Here is a 19540-nt window from a genome sequence, read left to right on the forward strand (position 1 = left end):
TTGGCGATCGTCCCCACCGACCTGCTGGACCGCATCCGCACCCTGGAGCGGCAGGTCCGGGAACTCATGGGCAGCGCGAACACCACGCCCGCCCTCAACCGGATCGACGGGGAGGTCGTCATCGGCAAGGACGGCCGGCTCCGCGTGAAGGTCACCGACGACAAGGACCTGGTCCACATGGGCCGTGTCCAGCCCGACCGCGGCCCGGACACCCCCCAGCAGGGCCTGATGGTCCGCCGGGACGACGGTCCGATGGCTCTGACCGTGCGGACGGCTGAACCGGACCGGCTGGAGACCCAGCAGGTGCAGATCTTCGACTGGTACGGGAACGTCGTCGTCGCCGACGACGCCGCCCGGCGAGGCCTCGCCCGCCCGTACATCCCGTACCCGCTGCCCCGGCCGGTCGACGCGGCCCGCTGGGAGTCCACCGGGAACACGGACTGGACCACGCTCTACAGCGGTCCGGCCATCTCCCAGCACCCGAGGCTGTACGCCCGGATCGCCGTCCAGGGCCCGGCCGGCGCGGAGGTGCGCCTCCTCGTCGACGGGATCCAGGTGGGCCCCGTCGGCGGCCCCGGCGCGGACCTGGAGTTCCGGGAGTCGCTGGCGGCCGGCTTCAGCGCGACGGTCGCCTTCGAGATCCAGGCGAAGGTGGCGGCGGCGGGCGACACCGTCCGCTGCCGTCCACTCGCCCTGTACGGCGTCCAGTCCTGACCCCGGGCCCCGTCCGCGGGGCCGCCCCTCCGACCGCCCCCGCCCCCGGCGGCACGCCCGTACGCCGCCGGGGGGCGGGTGCCGGGCCGGCCCCGGGCCGGGCCCCGGGCCGGGCCCCGGGCCGGAGGGCGGGGCCGTCCCAGCCTCCGCCCGCGCCGCCGCCTCCGCCCGCCGTACCCGCCCGCACCATCACCCACCGGCCCGCCGCCCGCACCGCCGTCGGCCGGGCCCGCACCCGCACTCGTGAAGGAGAGCCCGTGCTCCCCGACTCCATCCCCACCGTCCGCGTCACCGCCCGGTACCTGACCCCGGACGGCACCCCGATGAGCGGCTCCGTCGAGTTCCGCCCGCCGTCCCTGCTCACCCACTCCGCCGCCGACGTCTTCGTCGGCGGACCGACCGTCGCCCGCCTCGACGACCAGGGCCGGATCAGCGTCGTGCTGCCCGCCACCGACGCCTCCGGCTGGAACCCGGTCGACTGGACCTACCAGGTGACCGAGAAGCTCGCCGGCCTCGGCCAGAACCGCGCGTACCAGATCGCGCTGCCCGCCGCCCGGCCGGCGGTCGACCTGGCCGACACCGCCCCGGCCGACCCGAACACCCCGCACTACGTGGCCGTGCCCGGCCCGCCCGGACCGGCCGGCGAAATGGGCCCGGTCGGCCCGGCGGGCCCCGTCCGGTCCGTCAACGGGCGCACCACGCCCGACATCACCCTCACCGCCGCCGACGTCTCCGCCATCGCCGCGGACAGGGCCGGCGTGGCCGGCGGCGTCGCGAGCCTCGGCCCCGACGGCAGGGTGCCGGCGGCACAGCTCCCCCGGTCACGGGCGCGGTCTCCTCGGTCAACGGGCGGACCGGCGCCGTCACCGTCACCGCCGCCGACCTCGGGGCGCTGACGCCGGCCTCCGGCGACACCCGCTACCTGGGCATCGACGCGGCCCCGGTGAAGACCGTCAACGGCCGGACCGGAGCGGTCCAGCTGACCGCCGCCGACGTCTCGGCGGTCGCCGCCGGCGCCGCCGTGCTGACGACCGGCGACCAGACGGTGAACGGCGCCAAGACCTTCGCGGTCCCGCCCTCCACCAGCGCCAACCCCTCGACCGCCAACCAGTTGGCCCGGCGCGGCTACGTCGACTCCGTGTCGGCCGCGGGCACCTGGTCCCCCGCCTCGATGGGCTTCTCGTGCTGGGCGTTCGACCCGGCCGCGTCCTCGGCCTACGCCGCCCAGTACTGCATGAACGGCTACGTGTACCTGATCGGCGTCCCGCTGCACACGGCCACCACCGTGAAGAACGTGGTGTTCTACGTCCCCGGTTACGCGGGCGGCACCCTCGCGGCCACCTCCTTCGCCGGCCTCTACACCGGCGCCGGGGCCAAGGTCGGGCAGACGGCTCCCCTGAACGGCCTGCTCGACAAGACCGGGGGGATGACGGCCATACTGCCGCTGACCACCGCGTACGCCGCCGCCCCCGGCAACTACTGGGTGGCGCTGCTGGTCAACGGCCCGAACCCGAGCAACAGCGGCCCGGCCTTCCTGCGAGGCGCGTCCATGGGCGAGTTCCCGGGCGGCAGCGCCCGGATGACGGGCGCCTTCGTCCGCCACGGCCGGCTCTCCACCACGGGACAGACCTCGCTCCCGCCGTCGTTCCCCCCGTCGTCGGTGATCGCGGACTCCAACGCCATCTGGGCCGCGCTCTCCTGACCTTCCCCACGCCACCGCGCCACGGGCCCCGTGCCGACTCCCACCGGCACGGGGCCCGCCCGCTTTCCGAAAAGGAACCCCCATGGCAGTCCCCCTCTCCCCCGACCGGCTCCTCGCCGCCCTGCGCGCCGAGGGCGTGCGCGTCGTCGAGCGCCCCGGCTGGCGCACCCACCACCGCAACCACGCCGGAGCCTGGGGCCCGGTCAGCGGCGTGATGATCCACCACACCGTGACCAGCGGCACCACCGCCTCCGTCGCCCTGTGCTCCCGCGGCTACGACGGCTTGCCGGGCCCCCTGTGCCACGGCGTCGTCGCCAAGGACGGCACCGTCCACCTCGTCGGCGGCGGCCGCGCCAACCACGCGGGCGGCGGCGACCCCTCCGTACTCCAGGCCGTGGTCACCGAGACGTACGGCACCCGACCGCCCGTCCCCCGCGCCCACCAGGGCAGCCCGGACGCCGTCGACGGCAACGCCCGCTTCTACGGCTTCGAGTGCGTCAACCTCGGCGACGGCTCCGACCCGTGGCCGGCCGCCCAGCTCGACGCGGTCGAACGCGCGAGCGCCGCGCTGTGCCGGGCACACGGCTGGGGCGCCAGGTCCGTGATCGGCCACCTGGAGTGGTCCGACCACAAGAGCGACCCGCGCGGTTTCGCGATGTCCGGGATGCGCGAGCGGGTCCGGAAGCGGCTCGGCGCGGCCCCGTCCCCCCAGAGGCCGACCGCGCCGAAGCCCGCCGCCCCCCGCCACCAGCCGTTCCCCGGCACCGCGTTCTTCCGGTCCGGCCCCAGCTCGCCCGTCGTCACCGCGATGGGCCGCCGGCTCGTCGCCGAGGGCTGCGGCCGCTACCGGGTCGGCCCCGGCCCGCGCTGGTCGGAGGCCGACCGCAAGTCGTACGCCGCCTGGCAGCGCAAGCTCGGCTTCACCGGCTCCGACGCCGACGGCTGGCCGGGCGCCGCCTCCTGGAACGTCCTGGAGGTCCCGTACACCACCTGAACCACGCACCCGTAAGGAGCACCGCCCATGTCGGACGCCGCCAAGCGCACGGCCCGCACCGTCCTCCAGTCCGCCGTCGGCCTCGCCGTCGCGCTCCCCGCGATCGTCGACGCCGCGGGCGTCCCGGCGGCCCTGCCCTGGGTCGCCGGGGCGCTGGCCATCGCGGGCGCGCTCACCCGGGTCATGGCCCTCGACCCGGTCCAGCGTCTCCTGCCCGCCTGGCTGCGCACCACCCCGGTGGGTGCCGATGATCGAGTCTGACCAGCCGAACGGCCCCGTCACCGTCGCGGTCGAACTGGAACGGCTGCGCGGCACGCTGGAGGCCGGGCTCGCCCGCGTCGACGGCTCCCTCGCGCTGCTCGTCCAGCGCAGCGACCAGACCGACAAGCACCTCGCCGACATGGAGTCCCGCATCGACGCCCTGGAGCGCGCCCGCTGGCCGCTGGCGAGCATCGCCGCGCTCACCGCCGGCGCCGGGCTGCTGGCCACCTTCTGGCAGCTCGCCGCCCGCTGACCGGCCCCGTCCGCCGACCGGAGCGCCCCACGACCGGCCTCCGCGGCCCCGCCGCTCCGCGCCCGGTGCCTCCGGACACGCCGAAGGGCGGCCGCCCCTCGCGGGGTGACCGCCCTTCGGTCAGGCGACTCGCTTACTGGTTGTACGGACCGTAGTCGTAGTCCTCCAGCGGAACGGCCTGGCCGGAGCCCGTGCCGAACGGCGAGTAGTCGATGTCGTCGTAGCCGACGGCCGAGTACATCGCGGCCTTGGCCTCCTCGGTCGGCTCGACCCGGATGTTGCGGTAGCGGGACAGGCCCGTACCGGCCGGGATGAGCTTGCCGATGATGACGTTCTCCTTGAGGCCGATCAGGGAGTCGGACTTGGCGTTGATCGCCGCGTCCGTCAGGACCCTGGTCGTCTCCTGGAAGGAGGCCGCGGACAGCCACGACTCCGTCGCCAGCGACGCCTTGGTGATACCCATCAGCTGCGGACGGCCGGAGGCCGGGTGGCCGCCCTCCTGGACCACGCGGCGGTTCTCCTGCTCGAAGCGCGAGCGCTCCACGAGCTCGCCCGGCAGCAGCTCGGCGTCGCCGGACTCGATGATCGTCACGCGGCGCAGCATCTGCCGGATGATGATCTCGATGTGCTTGTCGTGGATCGACACGCCCTGCGAGTTGTAGACCTTCTGCACCTCGCCGACCAGGTGGACCTGGACGGCCCGCTGGCCGAGGATGCGCAGCACGTCGTGCGGGTTCTCGGTACCCACGGTGAGCTTCTGGCCCACCTCGACGTGGTCGCCCTCGCCGACCAGGACACGGGCGCGCTTCGAGATCGGGTACGCCGTCTCGTCGCTGCCGTCGTCCGGGGTGATGACGATCTTCTTGGTCTTCTCGGTCTCCTCGATCCGCACGCGGCCGGAGGCCTCGGCGATCGGCGCCATGCCCTTGGGGGAACGGGCCTCGAAGAGCTCGACGACACGCGGCAGACCCTGCGTGATGTCGTCACCGGCCACACCACCGGTGTGGAAGGTCCGCATCGTCAGCTGGGTGCCGGGCTCGCCGATGGACTGGGCGGCGATGATGCCGACCGCCTCGCCGATGTCGACCAGCTTGCCGGTGGCGAGCGAACGGCCGTAGCAGTACGCACACGTGCCGACCGCGGACTCGCAGGTGAGGACCGAGCGGGTCTTGACCTGCTCGACACCCGCCGCGATGAGCTGGTCGATGAGCACGTCGCCCAGGTCGACGTTGGCCGGCGCGATGACCTTGCCGTCCACCACGACGTCCTCGGCGAGCATCCGCGCGTACACGGACGTCTCGACGTCGTCCGCCTTGCGCAGGACACCGGCCTCGTCGCGCACGCCGATCCGCAGCTTCAGACCGCGGTCGGTGCCGCAGTCCTCCTCGCGGATGATCACGTCCTGCGAGACGTCCACCAGACGACGGGTCAGGTAACCCGAGTCGGCGGTGCGCAGGGCGGTGTCGGCGAGACCCTTGCGGGCACCGTGCGTGGAGATGAAGTACTCCAGCACGGACAGGCCCTCGCGGAAGGACGCCTTGATGGGACGCGGGATCGTCTCGTTCTTGGCGTTCGACACCAGACCGCGCATGCCCGCGATCTGGCGCATCTGCATCATGTTCCCTCGGGCGCCCGAGTTCACCATCATGAAGATCGGGTTCGTCTTCGGGAAGTTGTCGTTCATCGCCTCGGCGACCTCGTTGGTCGCCTTGGTCCAGATCGCGATGAGCTCCTGGGTGCGCTCGTCCTTGGTGATCAGACCGCGCTCGTACTGCTTCTGGACCTTCTCGTCCTGGGCCTCGTAGCCGCGGACGATCTCCTTCTTCGCCTCCGGGACGACGACGTCCGAGATGGCGACGGTGACGCCGGAGCGGGTGGCCCAGTAGAAGCCGGCCGCCTTCAGGTTGTCGAGCGTCGCCGCCACGATGACCTTCGGGTAGCGCTCGGCGAGGTCGTTGACGATCTCGGAGAGCTGCTTCTTGCCGACCGTGTAGTCGACGAACGGGTAGTCCTCGGGCAGCAGCTCGTTGAAGAGCGCGCGGCCCAGGGTGGTGCGCAGGCGGAAGCTGTCGCCCGGCTGCCAGGCACCCGCGCCGCCGAAGTCGTCGCCGTCCTCCTCGACCGGGGGCGTCCAGTCGCGGGGCGGGACGGAGCCGATCGGGAAGCGGATGTCGACCTTCGCCTGGAGCGAGAGCTCCCGGGCGTCGAAGGCCATGATCGCCTCGGCGGTGGAGTTGAAGGCGCGGCCCTCACCCCTGACCTCGCGCTCCTCCTCGTCCGTGGTGAGGAAGAAGAGGCCCAGCACCATGTCCTGGGTCGGCATGGTGACCGGACGGCCGTCGGCCGGCTTGAGGATGTTGTTCGAGGACAGCATCAGGATGCGCGCCTCGGCCTGCGCCTCCGCGGAGAGCGGCAGGTGGACGGCCATCTGGTCGCCGTCGAAGTCCGCGTTGAACGCGGTGCAGACGAGCGGGTGGATCTGGATGGCCTTGCCCTCGACCAGCTGCGGCTCGAATGCCTGGATGCCGAGGCGGTGCAGCGTGGGCGCGCGGTTCAGCAGGACCGGGTGCTCCGCGATGACCTCTTCCAGCACGTCGTACACGACCGTGCGGCCGCGCTCGACCATGCGCTTGGCCGACTTGATGTTCTGCGCGTGGTTCAGGTCCACCAGGCGCTTCATCACGAACGGCTTGAAGAGCTCCAGCGCCATGGCCTTGGGCAGACCGCACTGGTGCAGCTTGAGCTGCGGGCCGACGACGATGACGGAACGCGCCGAGTAGTCGACCCGCTTGCCGAGCAGGTTCTGGCGGAAGCGGCCCTGCTTGCCCTTGAGCATGTCGGACAGCGACTTCAGCGGACGGTTGCCGGGGCCCGTCACCGGGCGGCCGCGGCGGCCGTTGTCGAAGAGCGCGTCGACGGCCTCCTGGAGCATGCGCTTCTCGTTGTTCACGATGATCTCGGGCGCGCCGAGGTCGAGAAGCCGCTTCAGGCGGTTGTTGCGGTTGATGACGCGGCGGTACAGGTCGTTCAGGTCGGAGGTCGCGAAGCGGCCGCCGTCCAGCTGCACCATCGGGCGCAGGTCCGGCGGGATCACCGGGACGCAGTCCAGCACCATGCCCTTGGGGCTGTTGCTGGTCTGCAGGAAGGCGGAGACGACCTTGAGGCGCTTGAGCGCGCGGGTCTTCTTCTGGCCCTTGCCGGTGCGGATGATCTCGCGGAGCTTCTCGGCCTCCTCCTCCAGGTCGAAGGACTCCAGGCGCTTCTGCAGCGCGGCGGCGCCCATCGAGCCGTCGAAGTAGGTGCCGAAGCGGTCGCGCAGCTCGCGGTAGAGCAGCTCGTCGCCCTCCAGGTCCTGGACCTTGAGGTTCTTGAAGCGGCTCCACACCTCGTCGAGGCGGTCGATCTCGCGCTGGGCGCGGTCGCGGAGCTGCTTCATCTCGCGCTCGGCGCCCTCGCGGACCTTGCGGCGCACGTCGGCCTTGGCGCCCTCGGCCTCCAGCTCGGCCAGGTCGGTCTCGAGCTTCTTGGCGCGGGCCTCCAGGTCGGCGTCGCGGCGCTGCTCGATCTGCTGGCGCTCGACGGAGACGTGGGCCTCCAGCGACGGCAGGTCGCGCTGGCGGCGCTCCTCGTCGACGTACGTGATCATGTACGCCGCGAAGTAGATGACCTTCTCCAGGTCCTTCGGGGCGAGGTCCAGCAGGTAGCCGAGCCGGGACGGGACGCCCTTGAAGTACCAGATGTGGGTGACGGGGGCGGCGAGCTCGATGTGGCCCATCCGCTCGCGGCGCACCTTGGCGCGGGTGACCTCGACACCGCACCGCTCACAGATGATGCCCTTGAAGCGGACGCGCTTGTACTTGCCGCAGTAGCACTCCCAGTCCCGGGTCGGACCGAAGATCTTCTCGCAGAAGAGGCCGTCCTTCTCGGGCTTCAGGGTGCGGTAGTTGATGGTCTCCGGCTTCTTGACCTCGCCGTGGGACCACTGCCGGATGTCGTCCGCGGTGGCCAGGCCGATCCGCAGCTCGTCGAAGAAGTTGACGTCGAGCACTATGCGTCAATCCCTCTCAGGGTTCGTGTCAATCAATGGTCTGTACGGGTCGCTGGGGGGCCGGCCGGACCTCGCGGGGTCCGGCCGGCCGACCCGTCAGACCTCTTCGACGCTGCTCGGCTCGCGCCGGGACAGGTCGATGCCGAGCTCCTCCGCAGCGCGGAAGACGTCCTCGTCGGTGTCGCGCATCTCGATGGACATGCCGTCCGAGGACAGCACCTCCACGTTGAGGCACAGGGACTGCATCTCCTTGATGAGCACCTTGAAGGACTCCGGGATGCCGGGCTCGGGGATGTTCTCGCCCTTGACGATGGCCTCGTAGACCTTCACGCGGCCGGTGACATCGTCGGACTTGATGGTCAGCAGCTCCTGGAGGGCGTACGCGGCGCCGTAAGCCTCCAGCGCCCACACCTCCATCTCGCCGAAGCGCTGGCCACCGAACTGAGCCTTACCGCCCAGCGGCTGCTGGGTGATCATCGAGTACGGACCGGTCGACCGGGCGTGCAGCTTGTCGTCGACCAGGTGGTGGAGCTTGAGGATGTACATGTACCCGACCGAGATCGGGTCCGGGAACGGCTCGCCGGAGCGGCCGTCGAACAGGCGGGCCTTGCCGGACGGCAGCATCAGGCGGTCGCCGTCGCGGTTGGGGAGGGTGTGCTCCAGCAGGCCGGCCAGCTCGTCCTCGCGCGCGCCGTCGAAGACCGGGGTCGCGACGTTGGTGCGGGGCTCGACCCGGTCGGCGCCGATGGTCTGAAGCCGCTTGGCCCAGTCCTCGGCGAGCCCGGAGACGTCCCAGCCCTGGCTGGCGAGCCAGCCGAGGTGGATCTCCAGGACCTGTCCCGGGTTCATCCGGGAGGGCACGCCCAGCGGGTTGAGGATGATGTCGACCGGGGTGCCGTCCTCCAGGAACGGCATGTCCTCGATCGGCAGGATCTTGGAGATGACGCCCTTGTTGCCGTGGCGGCCGGCGAGCTTGTCACCGTCGGTGATCTTGCGCTTCTGGGCCACGTAGACGCGGACCAGCTGGTTCACGCCCGGCGGCAGCTCGTCGCCCTCCTCGCGGTCGAAGACGCGCACGCCGATGACCTTGCCGGTCTCGCCGTGCGGCACCTTCAGCGAGGTGTCGCGGACCTCGCGGGCCTTCTCGCCGAAGATCGCGCGGAGCAGGCGCTCCTCCGGGGTCAGCTCGGTCTCGCCCTTCGGGGTGACCTTGCCGACCAGGATGTCGCCGGCGACGACCTCGGCGCCGATGCGGATGATGCCGCGCTCGTCGAGGTCGGCGAGGACCTCCTCGGAGACGTTCGGGATGTCCCGGGTGATCTCCTCGGGGCCCAGCTTGGTGTCGCGGGCGTCGACCTCGTGCTCCTCGATGTGGATCGAGGAGAGGACGTCGTCCTGGACGAGGCGCTGCGACAGGATGATCGCGTCCTCGTAGTTGTGGCCCTCCCACGGCATGAACGCCACGAGGAGGTTCTTGCCGAGCGCCATCTCGCCGTTCTCGGTGGCCGGGCCGTCGGCCAGGACCTGGCCCTCGACGACCCGGTCGCCCTCGGCGACGACGACCTTCTGGTTGACCGAGGTGCCCTGGTTGGAGCGGGCGAACTTGGCCAGGCGGTACGTGATGTACGTGCCGTCGTCGTTGGTCACGGTGATGTAGTCCGCGGAGAGCTCCTGGACCACGCCGTCCTTCTCGGCCTTGACCACGTCGCCGGCGTCGACGGCGGAGCGGTACTCCATGCCTGTGCCGACGAGCGGGGCCTCGGACTTGATGAGCGGCACGGCCTGGCGCATCATGTTCGCGCCCATGAGGGCGCGGTTGGCGTCGTCGTGCTCCAGGAAGGGGATCATGGCGGTCGCGACCGACACCATCTGGCGCGGCGAGACGTCCATGTAGTCCACGTCGTCCGGGCCGACGTAGTCGACCTCGCCGCCGCGGCGGCGGACCAGGACGCGGTTCTCGGCGAACCGGAGCTCCTCGGTCAGCGGCGCGTTGGCCTGGGCGATGACGAAGCGGTCCTCCTCGTCGGCGGTCAGGTAGTCCACCTCGTCGGTGACCTGGCCGTCGACGACCTTGCGGTACGGCGTCTCGACGAAGCCGAAGGCGTTGACGCGGCCGTACGAGGCGAGCGAGCCGATCAGACCGATGTTCGGGCCTTCGGGCGTCTCGATCGGGCACATGCGCCCGTAGTGGGACGGGTGCACGTCCCGGACCTCGAAGCCGGCCCGCTCACGGGACAGACCACCCGGGCCGAGCGCGGACAGACGACGCTTGTGCGTCAGCCCGGACAGCGGGTTGTTCTGGTCCATGAACTGCGACAGCTGGCTGGTGCCGAAGAACTCCTTGATGGAGGCGACGACCGGCCGGATGTTGATCAGGGTCTGCGGCGTGATCGCCTCGACGTCCTGGGTGGTCATGCGCTCGCGCACGACGCGCTCCATCCGGGCCAGGCCCGTGCGGACCTGGTTCTGGATGAGCTCGCCGACGTTGCGCAGGCGGCGGTTGCCGAAGTGGTCGATGTCGTCGGTCTCGACGACGATCGTCGAACCGTTCTCGCCGACGGTCTCGGTCTCGCCCGCGTGGAGCTTCACCAGGTACTTGATCGTCGCGATGACGTCGTCGACGGTCAGGACGCCGGCGTCGAGCGGCTCGTCGGCGCCGAGCTTCTTGTTGACCTTGTAGCGGCCGACCTTGGCCAGGTCGTAGCGCTTGGGGTTGAAGTAGAGGTTCTCCAGCAGCGTCTGGGCGGCCTCGCGCGTCGGGGGGCTCGCCCGGACGGAGCTTGCGGTAGATGTCGAGCAGCGCGTCGTCCTGGCCCTGGGTGTGGTCCTTCTCCAGGGTGGCCCGCATGGACTCGTACTCGCCGAACTCCTGCAGGATCTGCTCGGTGGTCCAGCCGAGCGCCTTCAGAAGGACGGTCACGGACTGCTTGCGCTTGCGGTCGATGCGGACACCGACCATGTCGCGCTTGTCGATCTCCATCTCCAGCCAGGCGCCCCGGGAGGGGATGATCTTGGCGGAGAAGATGTCCTTGTCGGACGTCTTGTCGATGGAGGAGTCGAAGTACACACCCGGCGAGCGGACGAGCTGCGACACCACGACACGCTCGGTGCCGTTGATGACGAAGGTGCCCTTGTTCGTCATGAGCGGGAAGTCGCCCATGAAGACGGTCTGGGACTTGATCTCGCCGGTCTCGTTGTTGGTGAACTCGGCCGTGACGAAGAGCGGCGCGGCGTAGGTGAAGTCGCGCTCCTTGCACTCGTCGATGGAGTTCTTCGGGGGCTCGAAGCGGTGGTCGCGGAAGGTCAGCGACATCGACCCGGAGAAGTCCTCGATCGGCGAGATCTCCTCGAAGATCTCCTCCAGACCGGACTTGGTGGGGACGTCCTGTCCGTTCTCCAGAGCCGCCTCGACACGAGCCTTCCACGCGGCGTTGCCGAGCAGCCAGTCAAAGCTCTCGGTCTGCAGCGCGAGGAGGTTCGGAACCTCGAGGGGCTCCTTGATCTTTGCAAAGGAGATGCGCAGCGGGGCGGTGCTTGCGCCGTTGTTCGTATTCGCGGTCGAGGCGTTGCGCGAGGCGGCCAAGAGGGGGTCCTTCCGAGGGCTCGGACTCACTACGCGCGTACCGGTCCCAAGCCGAGCAAGAAGACCCGAAATCCCAGGTCAGGGCATTCGGTCAACGGTGCTCTCGCAAGGGGATGCCCCTGGTGACGGGCAGGGGGCAGCTAACAGGCAGCGCAAAGGGTCAGTGTAGCCACTTGGCCCACTGATGTCCAGGGCGGTCATTCACGACCCTCGTTGTTCTCATCTCCGCGGCACCTCGCGCCTCGGCGCACATCGATACTGCCCGTTCGGTCGTCGATCCATGCCTCGGATGCGGATCGTTGTGACGACGCGTCCTGAGAATTGCGCGCGGCGTGCGGTTCGTCAAGGCCCCCGGCCCCACGGGCGTACGGCGAAGATCACCATACTCCGTCGCGTCCGGGGGCGGGCGGGCGCCGCGGGAACGCCGAGGGGCGACCACCCGGATGGGTGATCGCCCCTCGGAACGCCCCCGGGGAGCGTCAGTGCGAGTCGGAGGACCCGCGGTGGGTCACTTGACCTCGACGGACGCGCCGGCGCCCTTGAGGGCCTCGGCGGCCTTGTCCGCGGCCTCCTTGTTGACCTTCTCGAGGACCGGCTTCGGGGTGCCGTCGACGAGGTCCTTGGCCTCCTTCAGGCCCAGGGAGGTCAGCTCACGGACGACCTTGATGACCTGGATCTTCTTCTCGCCGGCACCGGTGAGGATGACGTCGAACTCGTCCTTCTCCTCCTCGGCCTCGGCGGCCGGGGCACCCGGGACGCCGGCGGCGACGGCCACCGGGGCGGCGGCGGTGACGTCGAACTTCTCCTCGAACGCCTTCACGAACTCGGAGAGCTCGATGAGGGTCATCTCCTCGAACTGCGCGAGCAGGTCTTCCTGAGACAGCTTCGCCATGATGGCGGTCCTTCCACTAATTCGGCGGGTGCCGGATGTACATGTGTGGCGGGCGTACGTGGGGCCCGCTGTGACCGTCGCCCGTCAGGCGGCGGTCAGTGTGCGAGCCGAGTTACTCGGCACCGCCCTGCTCGGCCTGCTTGGCGCGCAGCGCGTCCACGGTGCGGACGAGCTTCGACGGGAGCGCCTGGAAGAGCGCGGCAGCCTGGGACTGCTTGCCCTTCATGGCGCCCGCCAGCTTGGCGAGCAGAACCTCGCGGGACTCGAGGTCCGCAAGCTTCTTGATCTCATCGGCGGACAGCGCCTTGCCGTCAAGGACACCGCCCTTGATGATCAGGTTCGGGTTGTCCTTGGCGAAGTCACGAAGACCCTTCGCCGACTCCACCGGGTCACCGGTGATGAAGGCGACCGCCGTCGGACCAGCGAACTGGTCGTCCAGCGACGTGATCCCGGCCTCGTTGGCCGCAATCTTGGTCAGCGTGTTCTTCACCACGGCGTACTGGGCGTTCTCACCGAGCGAACGGCGCAGCTGCTTGAGCTGTGCCACGGTGAGACCGCGGTACTCGGTCAGCACGGCGGCGTTCGAGCTGCGGAACTTGTCCGTCAGCTCGGCAACCGCAGCAGACTTGTCGGGCCTCGCCATGAGCCTCGGCCTCCTTCCGGGTGATTCGGACCGCGATGGCTGAAGGAAGGAGACTGGGCAAAACGAAACGCCCCGGCGCAGGCGCACGGGGCGTGAACTCGACCGGACGGCACGTCCGGGAGTACATCCACTGTCACCTACGCGGGCCGTCCGCAGCTAGCGGATCCTTCGGCGGCCACACCCCTGCGGGCACAGCTGCGACCAGCGGTCTTTGGCTTCCGTGGAAGAGTACGGGAACGGGCAGCCGTCAAGCAAATCGCCGGAGGTGCCCGAACCGGGCGGCGCCCCGGTGCCGGCGACGCCCCTCGCGAGGGGGGGTTCCCCACCGCGGGGTCGGGGCGACCCACCCGTACGACGCCCCCCATGCGGCGGCGGGCTCCCCCGCCTTCCCCACCGGAGCCGGGGGCCTCCCGGCCCGGTCGGCCGTCCACCGCGGTGTGCGGGCGCGCCGCGAGGACCGGGCTCACCCCCGGGGACCTCCGCGTACCCGGTCCCGTCCACCCCGGCCGTACCGGGAGCCCCCGGGTCCCGCCCGGTCCCGCGCCCGGTGCGGTGGCGTCCCGAGCGATGACGCCCGGTGCGGTGGCACCCGGGGCGGGCTCGGCCTGGCCCGGGACGCCGGTTCTCCCCGCCCCGCCGACGCCCGTCCCACCGGGCTCCGGGGCTCCGGGGCAGGGGCGGCGCCGGCCATCGCGCCCCGGCGCTCCCGCCGGAACGTCGGGGCGCGGTGCCGGCACCGCGTACGGGAAAGCCGGTCCCCGCGCCCCTCCGGAGAGGCGCGGGGACCGGCTTTCGTCGACCGTGTGAGCCGTCAGGCTCAGACCGCGGCCGGGTCCTCCTCGACGAGGAGGTTCCGGGTGCGGTTGGCGTCCAGCGGGATGCCGGGGCCCATGGTGGTGGTCAGGGTCGCCTTCTTGATGTAGCGGCCCTTCGCGGCGGACGGCTTCAGACGGAGGATCTCCTCCAGCGCCGCGGCGTAGTTCTCGACCAGCTTGGTCTCGTCGAACGACACCTTGCCGATGATGAAGTGCAGGTTCGCGTGCTTGTCGACACGGAACTCGATCTTGCCGCCCTTGATGTCCGTCACGGCCTTGGCGACGTCCATCGTGACCGTGCCGGTCTTCGGGTTCGGCATCAGACCACGGGGGCCGAGGACGCGGCCGAGGCGGCCGACCTTGCCCATGAGGTCCGGGGTGGCGACGACGGCGTCGAAGTCCAGACGGCCCTTCGCGACCTCGTCGATCAGTTCGTCGGAGCCGACGATGTCGGCGCCCGCGGCCTCCGCGGCCGCAGCACGGTCACCGGTCGCGAAGACCAGGACCCGGGCGGTCTTGCCGGTGCCGTGCGGAAGGTTCACGGTGCCACGGACCATCTGGTCGGCCTTGCGCGGGTCGACGCCCAGGCGGAAGGCGACCTCGACGGTGCCGTCGAACTTGGTGGTGGCGGTGTCCTTGGCGAGACGGACGGCCTCGAGGGGGGCGTAGTTACGCTCCCGGTCGATCTTGGCGTCCGCGCCGCGGAGAGCCTTGCTGCGCTTCACTTCTTCTCCTGCTTTCAGGTACGGAGTCGTGGTCCGGGCCAGCGCGTGGCCCTTCCACAGGGGTTCGAACGGGGGCTGTTCAGCCCTCGACCGTGATGCCCATGGAACGGGCGGTGCCGGCGATGATCTTCTCGGCGGCGTCCAGGTCGTTCGCGTTGAGGTCGGGCAGCTTGGTCGTGGCGATCTCGCGGACCTGGGCGCTCGTCAGCTTGGCGACCTTGGTCTTGTGCGGCTCGCCGGAGCCCTTCTCCACACCCGCGGCCTTGAGGATCATCCTCGACGCCGGCGGGGTCTTGGTGATGAAGGTGAAGGAGCGGTCCTCGTAGACCGTGATCTCCACCGGGATGACCCAGCCGCGCTGCGACTCGGTCGCGGCGTTGTAGGCCTTGCAGAACTCCATGATGTTGACGCCGTGCTGACCCAGCGCGGGGCCGACCGGCGGGGCCGGGTTGGCGGCGCCGGCCTGGATCTGGAGCTTGATAAGCCCCGTGACCTTCTTCTTCTTGGGAGGCATAGCTCTCTCCGGGTCCTAGTGAGAGTGTTCGGCCGCCGTCCGGTGTCGACAGGCGTCATCCGGATGGAGGCATACCGCACAACGATAACGGGTATGGGCGTGCGTCCAAAAACCGAGCAGGTCAGAGCGCGGAGGACGCCGCTCTGACCTGCTCGAAGCCTGACGGGGAACCGACCGGGGTCAGTTCTTCTGGATCTGGTCGAAGCTGAGCTCGACCGGGGTCTCGCGGCCGAAGATCTCGACGAGGCCCTTGACCTTCTTCGAGTCGGCGTTGATCTCGTTGATCGTGGCCTGCAGCGTCGCGAACGGGCCGTCGGTGACGGTGACGGAGTCGCCGACCTCGAAGTCCAGCACCTGGACCTCGACCCTGCGGGCGGGAGCGGGCTTGCCCTCGGCCTCGGCGGCCTCGCGGGCGGCCTTCTCCTCGGCCTCCGGGGCGAGCATCTTGACGATCTCGTCCAGCGTCAGCGGGTACGGGTCGTAGGCGTTGCCCACGAAGCCGGTGACGCCGGGGGTGTTGCGCACGACGCCCCAGGACTCGTTCGTCAGGTCCATGCGGACGAGCACGTAGCCGGGCAGCTTGTTCTGCCGGACGTTCTTGCGCTCGCCGTTCTTGATCTGGACGATCTCTTCCTCGGGGACCTCGGCCTGGTAGATGAAGTCCTCGACGTTCAGCGAGACGGCGCGCTGCTCCAGGTTGGCCTTCACGCGCTTCTCGTAGCCCGCGTAGGTGTGGATCACGTACCACTCGCCGGGCAGGCCGCGCAGTTCCTCGCGGAGCGCGGCGACCGGGTCGACGGGAGCGGCCGGCTCGGCCTCCTCGTCGCCCTCAGCCCCGCCCTCGGCGGTCTCGCCGCCCTCGGCGGTGTCGCCGTCCTCGCCGTCCTCGGCGGTCTCGCCCTCGTCGGTACCGGCCCCGGTGCCCTCGTCGGTACCGGCGTCCTCGACGGTGTCGGCGTCCTCGGCCGCCTCGCCGGCAGCGGCGTCCGCAGCTTCCGCCTGGTCCTCGTCGGCCGCCTCGACGACGTCGAGCTCGTCCTGGGCGGACTCGTTCAGGTTCGGGTCAGACACGGTGGCTGCTTCTTCCTGGATACAGATGGGTGGAACATGCGAAAAGGGACGCCGGGGTGGGCGCCCTCCGCGGGAATCAGCCGAAGACGTACTTGACTGCTTCCTTGAAGCCGAAGTCGATGCCGGTCACTATGCCGATCATGATGACGACGAAAATGATCACGACCGTCGTGTACGTGGTCAGCTGGTTGCGGGTGGGCCAGACGACCTTGCGCAGCTCGGCGACGATCTGGCGGTAGAACAGCGCGAGACGGCCCAGCGGCCCCTTCTTGGCGCGCTTGCCGCCCTTGCGGGTCTTCTTGGACTCCGGCGCTTCGTCCTCAGCATCAGGCATGTCGATGGAGCCTACGGCGTCCGTCACGTATCTCACCTGATTCCGGGTCGGCCGTGCCGCGCCCGGGTGGAGCCGCACGGCGGTGCAATGAAGTACATACCTGCGCACACATCCTGGCGGTGTGTGTAGCAGGGCCGGAGGGACTTGAACCCCCAACCGCTGGTTTTGGAGACCAGTGCTCTACCAATTGAGCTACGACCCTTTGTGGTTCTCCCCCAACCTACCGCATCCCGAGTGGTGCTCACGGTGCGGTCGGCGAGGGCCAACGAGCAGAGAGTGTACGTGCTCGGCGTCCCCGCGTCGAACAGAAAGCCCCGGCGGGCGTCGCGCCGCCCTCCCGGCTCCCCCTTCCGGCCGCTCGCGGAACCCTCCGGTCCGTCGTGCGAACGGGTGGCCGACACCGCCGTCCACTGGGCGAAACCCGTGTGTCCGGCCCTCCCGTGGTCTGGGACGATGGGCCGCATGAGCGCTGCAACCCCTCCGACCGAGCGCCGGGTCTCCGCCCGCATCGGCGCGATCTCCGAGTCCGCGACCCTCGCCGTCGACGCCAAGGCCAAGGCCCTCAAGGCCGCCGGGCGCCCGGTGATCGGCTTCGGCGCCGGCGAGCCCGACTTCCCGACGCCCGGCTACATCGTCGAGGCGGCCGTGGAGGCCTGCCGCGACCCGAAGTACCACCGCTACACGCCGGCCGGCGGCCTCCCCGAGCTGAAGGCCGCGATCGCCGCCAAGACGCTGCGGGACTCCGGGTACGAGGTGGACCCCGCCCAGGTCCTGGTGACCAACGGCGGCAAGCAGGCGATCTACGAGGCGTTCGCCGCGATCCTGGACCCGGGTGACGAGGTCATCGTCCCGGCCCCGTACTGGACGACGTACCCGGAGTCGATCCGGCTGGCCGGCGGCGTCCCGGTGGAGGTCGTCGCCGACGAGACCACCGGCTACCGCGTCTCCGTGGAGCAGCTGGAGGCGGCCCGGACGGAGCGGACCAAGGTCGTCCTGTTCGTCTCCCCGTCCAACCCGACCGGCGCCGTCTACTCCCGTGAGGACGCCGAGGCGATCGGCCGCTGGGCCGTCGAGCACGGCCTGTGGGTCCTGACGGACGAGATCTACGAGCACCTCGTGTACGGCGACGCGGTCTTCACCTCGCTGCCGGCGCTCGTCCCCGAGCTGCGCGAGAAGTGCGTCGTCGTCAACGGGGTGGCCAAGACGTACGCCATGACGGGCTGGCGCGTCGGGTGGATCCTCGGCCCGAAGGACGTGGTGAAGGCCGCGACGAACCTGCAGTCGCACGCCACGTCGAACGTCTCCAACGTCGCCCAGGTCGCCGCGCTCGCGGCCGTCTCCGGGAACCTCGACGCGGTCGCGGAGATGCGCGCGGCGTTCGACCGGCGCCGCCGGACGATCGTGCGGATGCTGAACGAGATCGACGGCGTGGTCTGCCCGACGCCGGAGGGCGCGTTCTACGCGTACCCCTCGGTGAAGGGGCTCCTGGGCAGGGAGATCCGCGGCAGGCGCCCGCGGTCCTCGGTCGAGCTGGCCGCGCTGGTCCTGGACGAGGTCGAGGTCGCCGTGGTCCCGGGCGAGGCCTTCGGCACGCCGGGCTACCTGCGCCTGTCGTACGCGCTGGGGGACGAGGACCTGGTCGAGGGCGTGTCGCGGATGCAGAAGCTGCTGGCGGAGGCCCGCGACTAGGCGCACGACGCCCCGGTGGGCGGGCCCCGGCCGGATCTGCCGGCCGGGGCCCGCCCCTTCGTTCCGGGGGTACCCGTTCGGAGAAACGGGCTGTTCCGGGGGTCGGTCTGCGGCAGGATCCGGGGATGGAGCACGTCCGCGATCTGAAACTGCTGCCCAAGGCCCACCTGCACCTGCACTTCACGGGCTCGATGCGGCCCTCCACCCTGCTGGAGCTGGCCGACAAGTACGGCGTCCACCTGCCCGGAGCCCTGACCGGCGGGGAGCCGCCGAGACTGCGGGCCACCGACGAGCGCGGCTGGTTCCGGTTCCAGCGGCTGTACGACGTCGCCCGCTCGTGCCTGCGGGAGCCGGAGGACATCCGGCGGCTGGTGCTGGAGGCCGCCGAGGAGGACGTGCGGGACGGATCGGGCTGGCTGGAGATCCAGGTGGACCCCACGTCGTACGCGCCGCGGCTGGGGGGTCTGATCCCGGCGCTGGAGGTCATCCTGGACGCGGTGGCCGCGGCCTCGCGCGACACCGGCCTGGGCATCCGGGTCGTGGTGGCGGCGAACCGGATGAAGCACCCGCTGGACGCGCGCACGCTGGCCCGGCTGGCGGTGCGGTACGCGGACCGGGGCGTCGTCGGGTTCGGGCTGTCGAACGACGAGCGGCGCGGAATGGCGCGCGACTTCGACCGGGCGTTCACGATCGCCCGGGAGGGCGGGCTGCTGGCGGTGCCGCACGGGGGCGAGCTGACGGGTCCGGCGTCGGTCCGGGACTGCCTCGACGACCTGCGGGCGTCGCGCATCGGCCACGGCGTACGGGCCGTGGAGGACCCGCGGCTGCTGCGGCGGCTGGCCGAGAAGGGTGTGACCTGCGAGGTGTGCCCGGCGTCGAACGTGGCGCTGGGGGTGTACGAGAAGCCCGGACACGTGCCGCTGCGGACGCTCTTCGACGCGGGCGTGCCGGTGGCGCTGGGAGCGGACGACCCGCTGCTGTTCGGGGCGCGGCTGGCGGACCAGTACGAGATCGCCCGGCACCACCACGGCTTCACCGACGCGGAGCTGGCGGAACTGGCGCGGCAGTCGGTGCGGGGGTCGATGGCGCCCGCCGACACGCGCGTGAAGCTGCTGGCGGGGATCGACGAGTGGCTGGCGGGCGGGTGAGCGGTCCCGCCGCGGGCGGCGGGCGGTGCCGGCAGCGACGCGTGCGACGCCTCGGTGAACTCCGTGGAGCGCGCTGGTCGTGCGCCGTGGGCGAGCCCGTCCTCACCGGTGGTCCCCCGGTCGGCGTGCGGCGGTCCCGGTTCGCGTTCCGGGG

At 70.8% G+C, this 19540-nt stretch carries 15 protein-coding genes, 1 tRNA gene and 1 pseudogene; 8 read left to right on the forward strand and 9 right to left on the reverse strand.

The genetic code is table 11. The features are described 5' to 3' along the window. The 6 genes from LUW75_RS08880 (at position 1) to LUW75_RS08900 (ending at position 3924) form a co-directional block, all read left to right on the forward strand. Positions 1-714 (forward strand): hypothetical protein, encoded by a 714-nt coding sequence (locus tag LUW75_RS08880; RefSeq protein ID WP_250335122.1) that lies wholly within the window; start codon positions 1-3, stop codon positions 712-714. Positions 715-971: 257 nt separating this feature from the next. Beyond that, positions 972-1610 carry a hypothetical protein gene (locus tag LUW75_RS24605; protein WP_349816406.1) on the forward strand — a complete coding sequence of 213 codons (639 nt, stop codon included), beginning with the start codon at positions 972-974 and terminating at the stop codon, positions 1608-1610. Positions 1611-1657: 47 nt separating this feature from the next. Further along, positions 1658-2416: a hypothetical protein gene (locus LUW75_RS24610; protein WP_349816407.1), complete on the forward strand. Its 759-nt coding sequence runs from the start codon at positions 1658-1660 to the stop codon at positions 2414-2416. 82 nt (positions 2417-2498) lie between these two features. Further along, positions 2499-3410 (forward strand): peptidoglycan-binding protein, encoded by a 912-nt coding sequence (locus LUW75_RS08890; protein WP_250335123.1) that lies wholly within the window; start codon positions 2499-2501, stop codon positions 3408-3410. A gap of 27 nt (positions 3411-3437) precedes the next feature. Further along, positions 3438-3671, forward strand: a complete 234-nt coding sequence (locus LUW75_RS08895) for a hypothetical protein (protein ID WP_250335124.1) — start codon at positions 3438-3440, stop codon at positions 3669-3671. Further along, positions 3658-3924: a hypothetical protein gene (locus LUW75_RS08900; RefSeq protein WP_250335125.1), complete on the forward strand. Its 267-nt coding sequence runs from the start codon at positions 3658-3660 to the stop codon at positions 3922-3924. Before LUW75_RS08895 ends, LUW75_RS08900 begins: the two co-directional genes overlap by 14 nt. A gap of 133 nt (positions 3925-4057) precedes the next feature. Here the strand turns inward: LUW75_RS08900 and LUW75_RS08905 are convergent, their stop codons facing one another. From LUW75_RS08905 to LUW75_RS08945, 9 genes and pseudogenes are all read right to left on the reverse strand, one after another. Then, positions 4058-7972 carry a DNA-directed RNA polymerase subunit beta' gene (locus tag LUW75_RS08905; RefSeq protein ID WP_250335126.1) on the reverse strand — a complete coding sequence of 1305 codons (3915 nt, stop codon included), beginning with the start codon at positions 7970-7972 and terminating at the stop codon, positions 4058-4060. 96 nt (positions 7973-8068) lie between these two features. Next, positions 8069-11555, reverse strand: a pseudogene (rpoB, locus tag LUW75_RS08910) (DNA-directed RNA polymerase subunit beta). Between the two features lie 508 nt (positions 11556-12063). Then, positions 12064-12447 (reverse strand): 50S ribosomal protein L7/L12, encoded by a 384-nt coding sequence (gene rplL / locus LUW75_RS08915; RefSeq protein WP_010470537.1) that lies wholly within the window; start codon positions 12445-12447, stop codon positions 12064-12066. A gap of 112 nt (positions 12448-12559) precedes the next feature. Then, positions 12560-13090, reverse strand: a complete 531-nt coding sequence (gene rplJ, locus LUW75_RS08920; protein ID WP_017949675.1) for a 50S ribosomal protein L10 — start codon at positions 13088-13090, stop codon at positions 12560-12562. A gap of 817 nt (positions 13091-13907) precedes the next feature. Further along, complete coding sequence (gene rplA, locus LUW75_RS08925; protein ID WP_250335127.1) at positions 13908-14630, reverse strand: 50S ribosomal protein L1; 723 nt, start codon at positions 14628-14630, stop codon at positions 13908-13910. 79 nt (positions 14631-14709) lie between these two features. Further along, positions 14710-15144 (reverse strand): 50S ribosomal protein L11, encoded by a 435-nt coding sequence (gene rplK, locus LUW75_RS08930; RefSeq protein WP_168439437.1) that lies wholly within the window; start codon positions 15142-15144, stop codon positions 14710-14712. A gap of 180 nt (positions 15145-15324) precedes the next feature. Next, positions 15325-16215, reverse strand: a complete 891-nt coding sequence (gene nusG / locus LUW75_RS08935; protein ID WP_250335128.1) for a transcription termination/antitermination protein NusG — start codon at positions 16213-16215, stop codon at positions 15325-15327. Positions 16216-16291: 76 nt separating this feature from the next. Beyond that, on the reverse strand, positions 16292-16576 hold the full coding sequence (gene secE, locus LUW75_RS08940) for a preprotein translocase subunit SecE (RefSeq protein ID WP_250335129.1): 285 nt from the start codon (positions 16574-16576) through the stop codon (positions 16292-16294). Positions 16577-16678: 102 nt separating this feature from the next. Continuing rightward, positions 16679-16751: transfer RNA gene (locus LUW75_RS08945), tRNA-Trp, on the reverse strand. A gap of 260 nt (positions 16752-17011) precedes the next feature. Here LUW75_RS08945 and LUW75_RS08950 point away from each other — a divergent pair. Continuing rightward, positions 17012-18238, forward strand: coding sequence for a pyridoxal phosphate-dependent aminotransferase (locus tag LUW75_RS08950; protein WP_250335130.1), 1227 nt, complete (start codon positions 17012-17014; stop codon positions 18236-18238). Between the two features lie 125 nt (positions 18239-18363). Further along, positions 18364-19386 carry an adenosine deaminase gene (locus tag LUW75_RS08955; RefSeq protein ID WP_250335131.1) on the forward strand — a complete coding sequence of 341 codons (1023 nt, stop codon included), beginning with the start codon at positions 18364-18366 and terminating at the stop codon, positions 19384-19386. Positions 19387-19540 lie beyond the last annotated feature (154 nt).

This window comes from Streptomyces sp. MRC013 (genome assembly GCF_023614235.1).
Classification (GTDB): Bacteria; Actinomycetota; Actinomycetes; order Streptomycetales; family Streptomycetaceae; genus Streptomyces.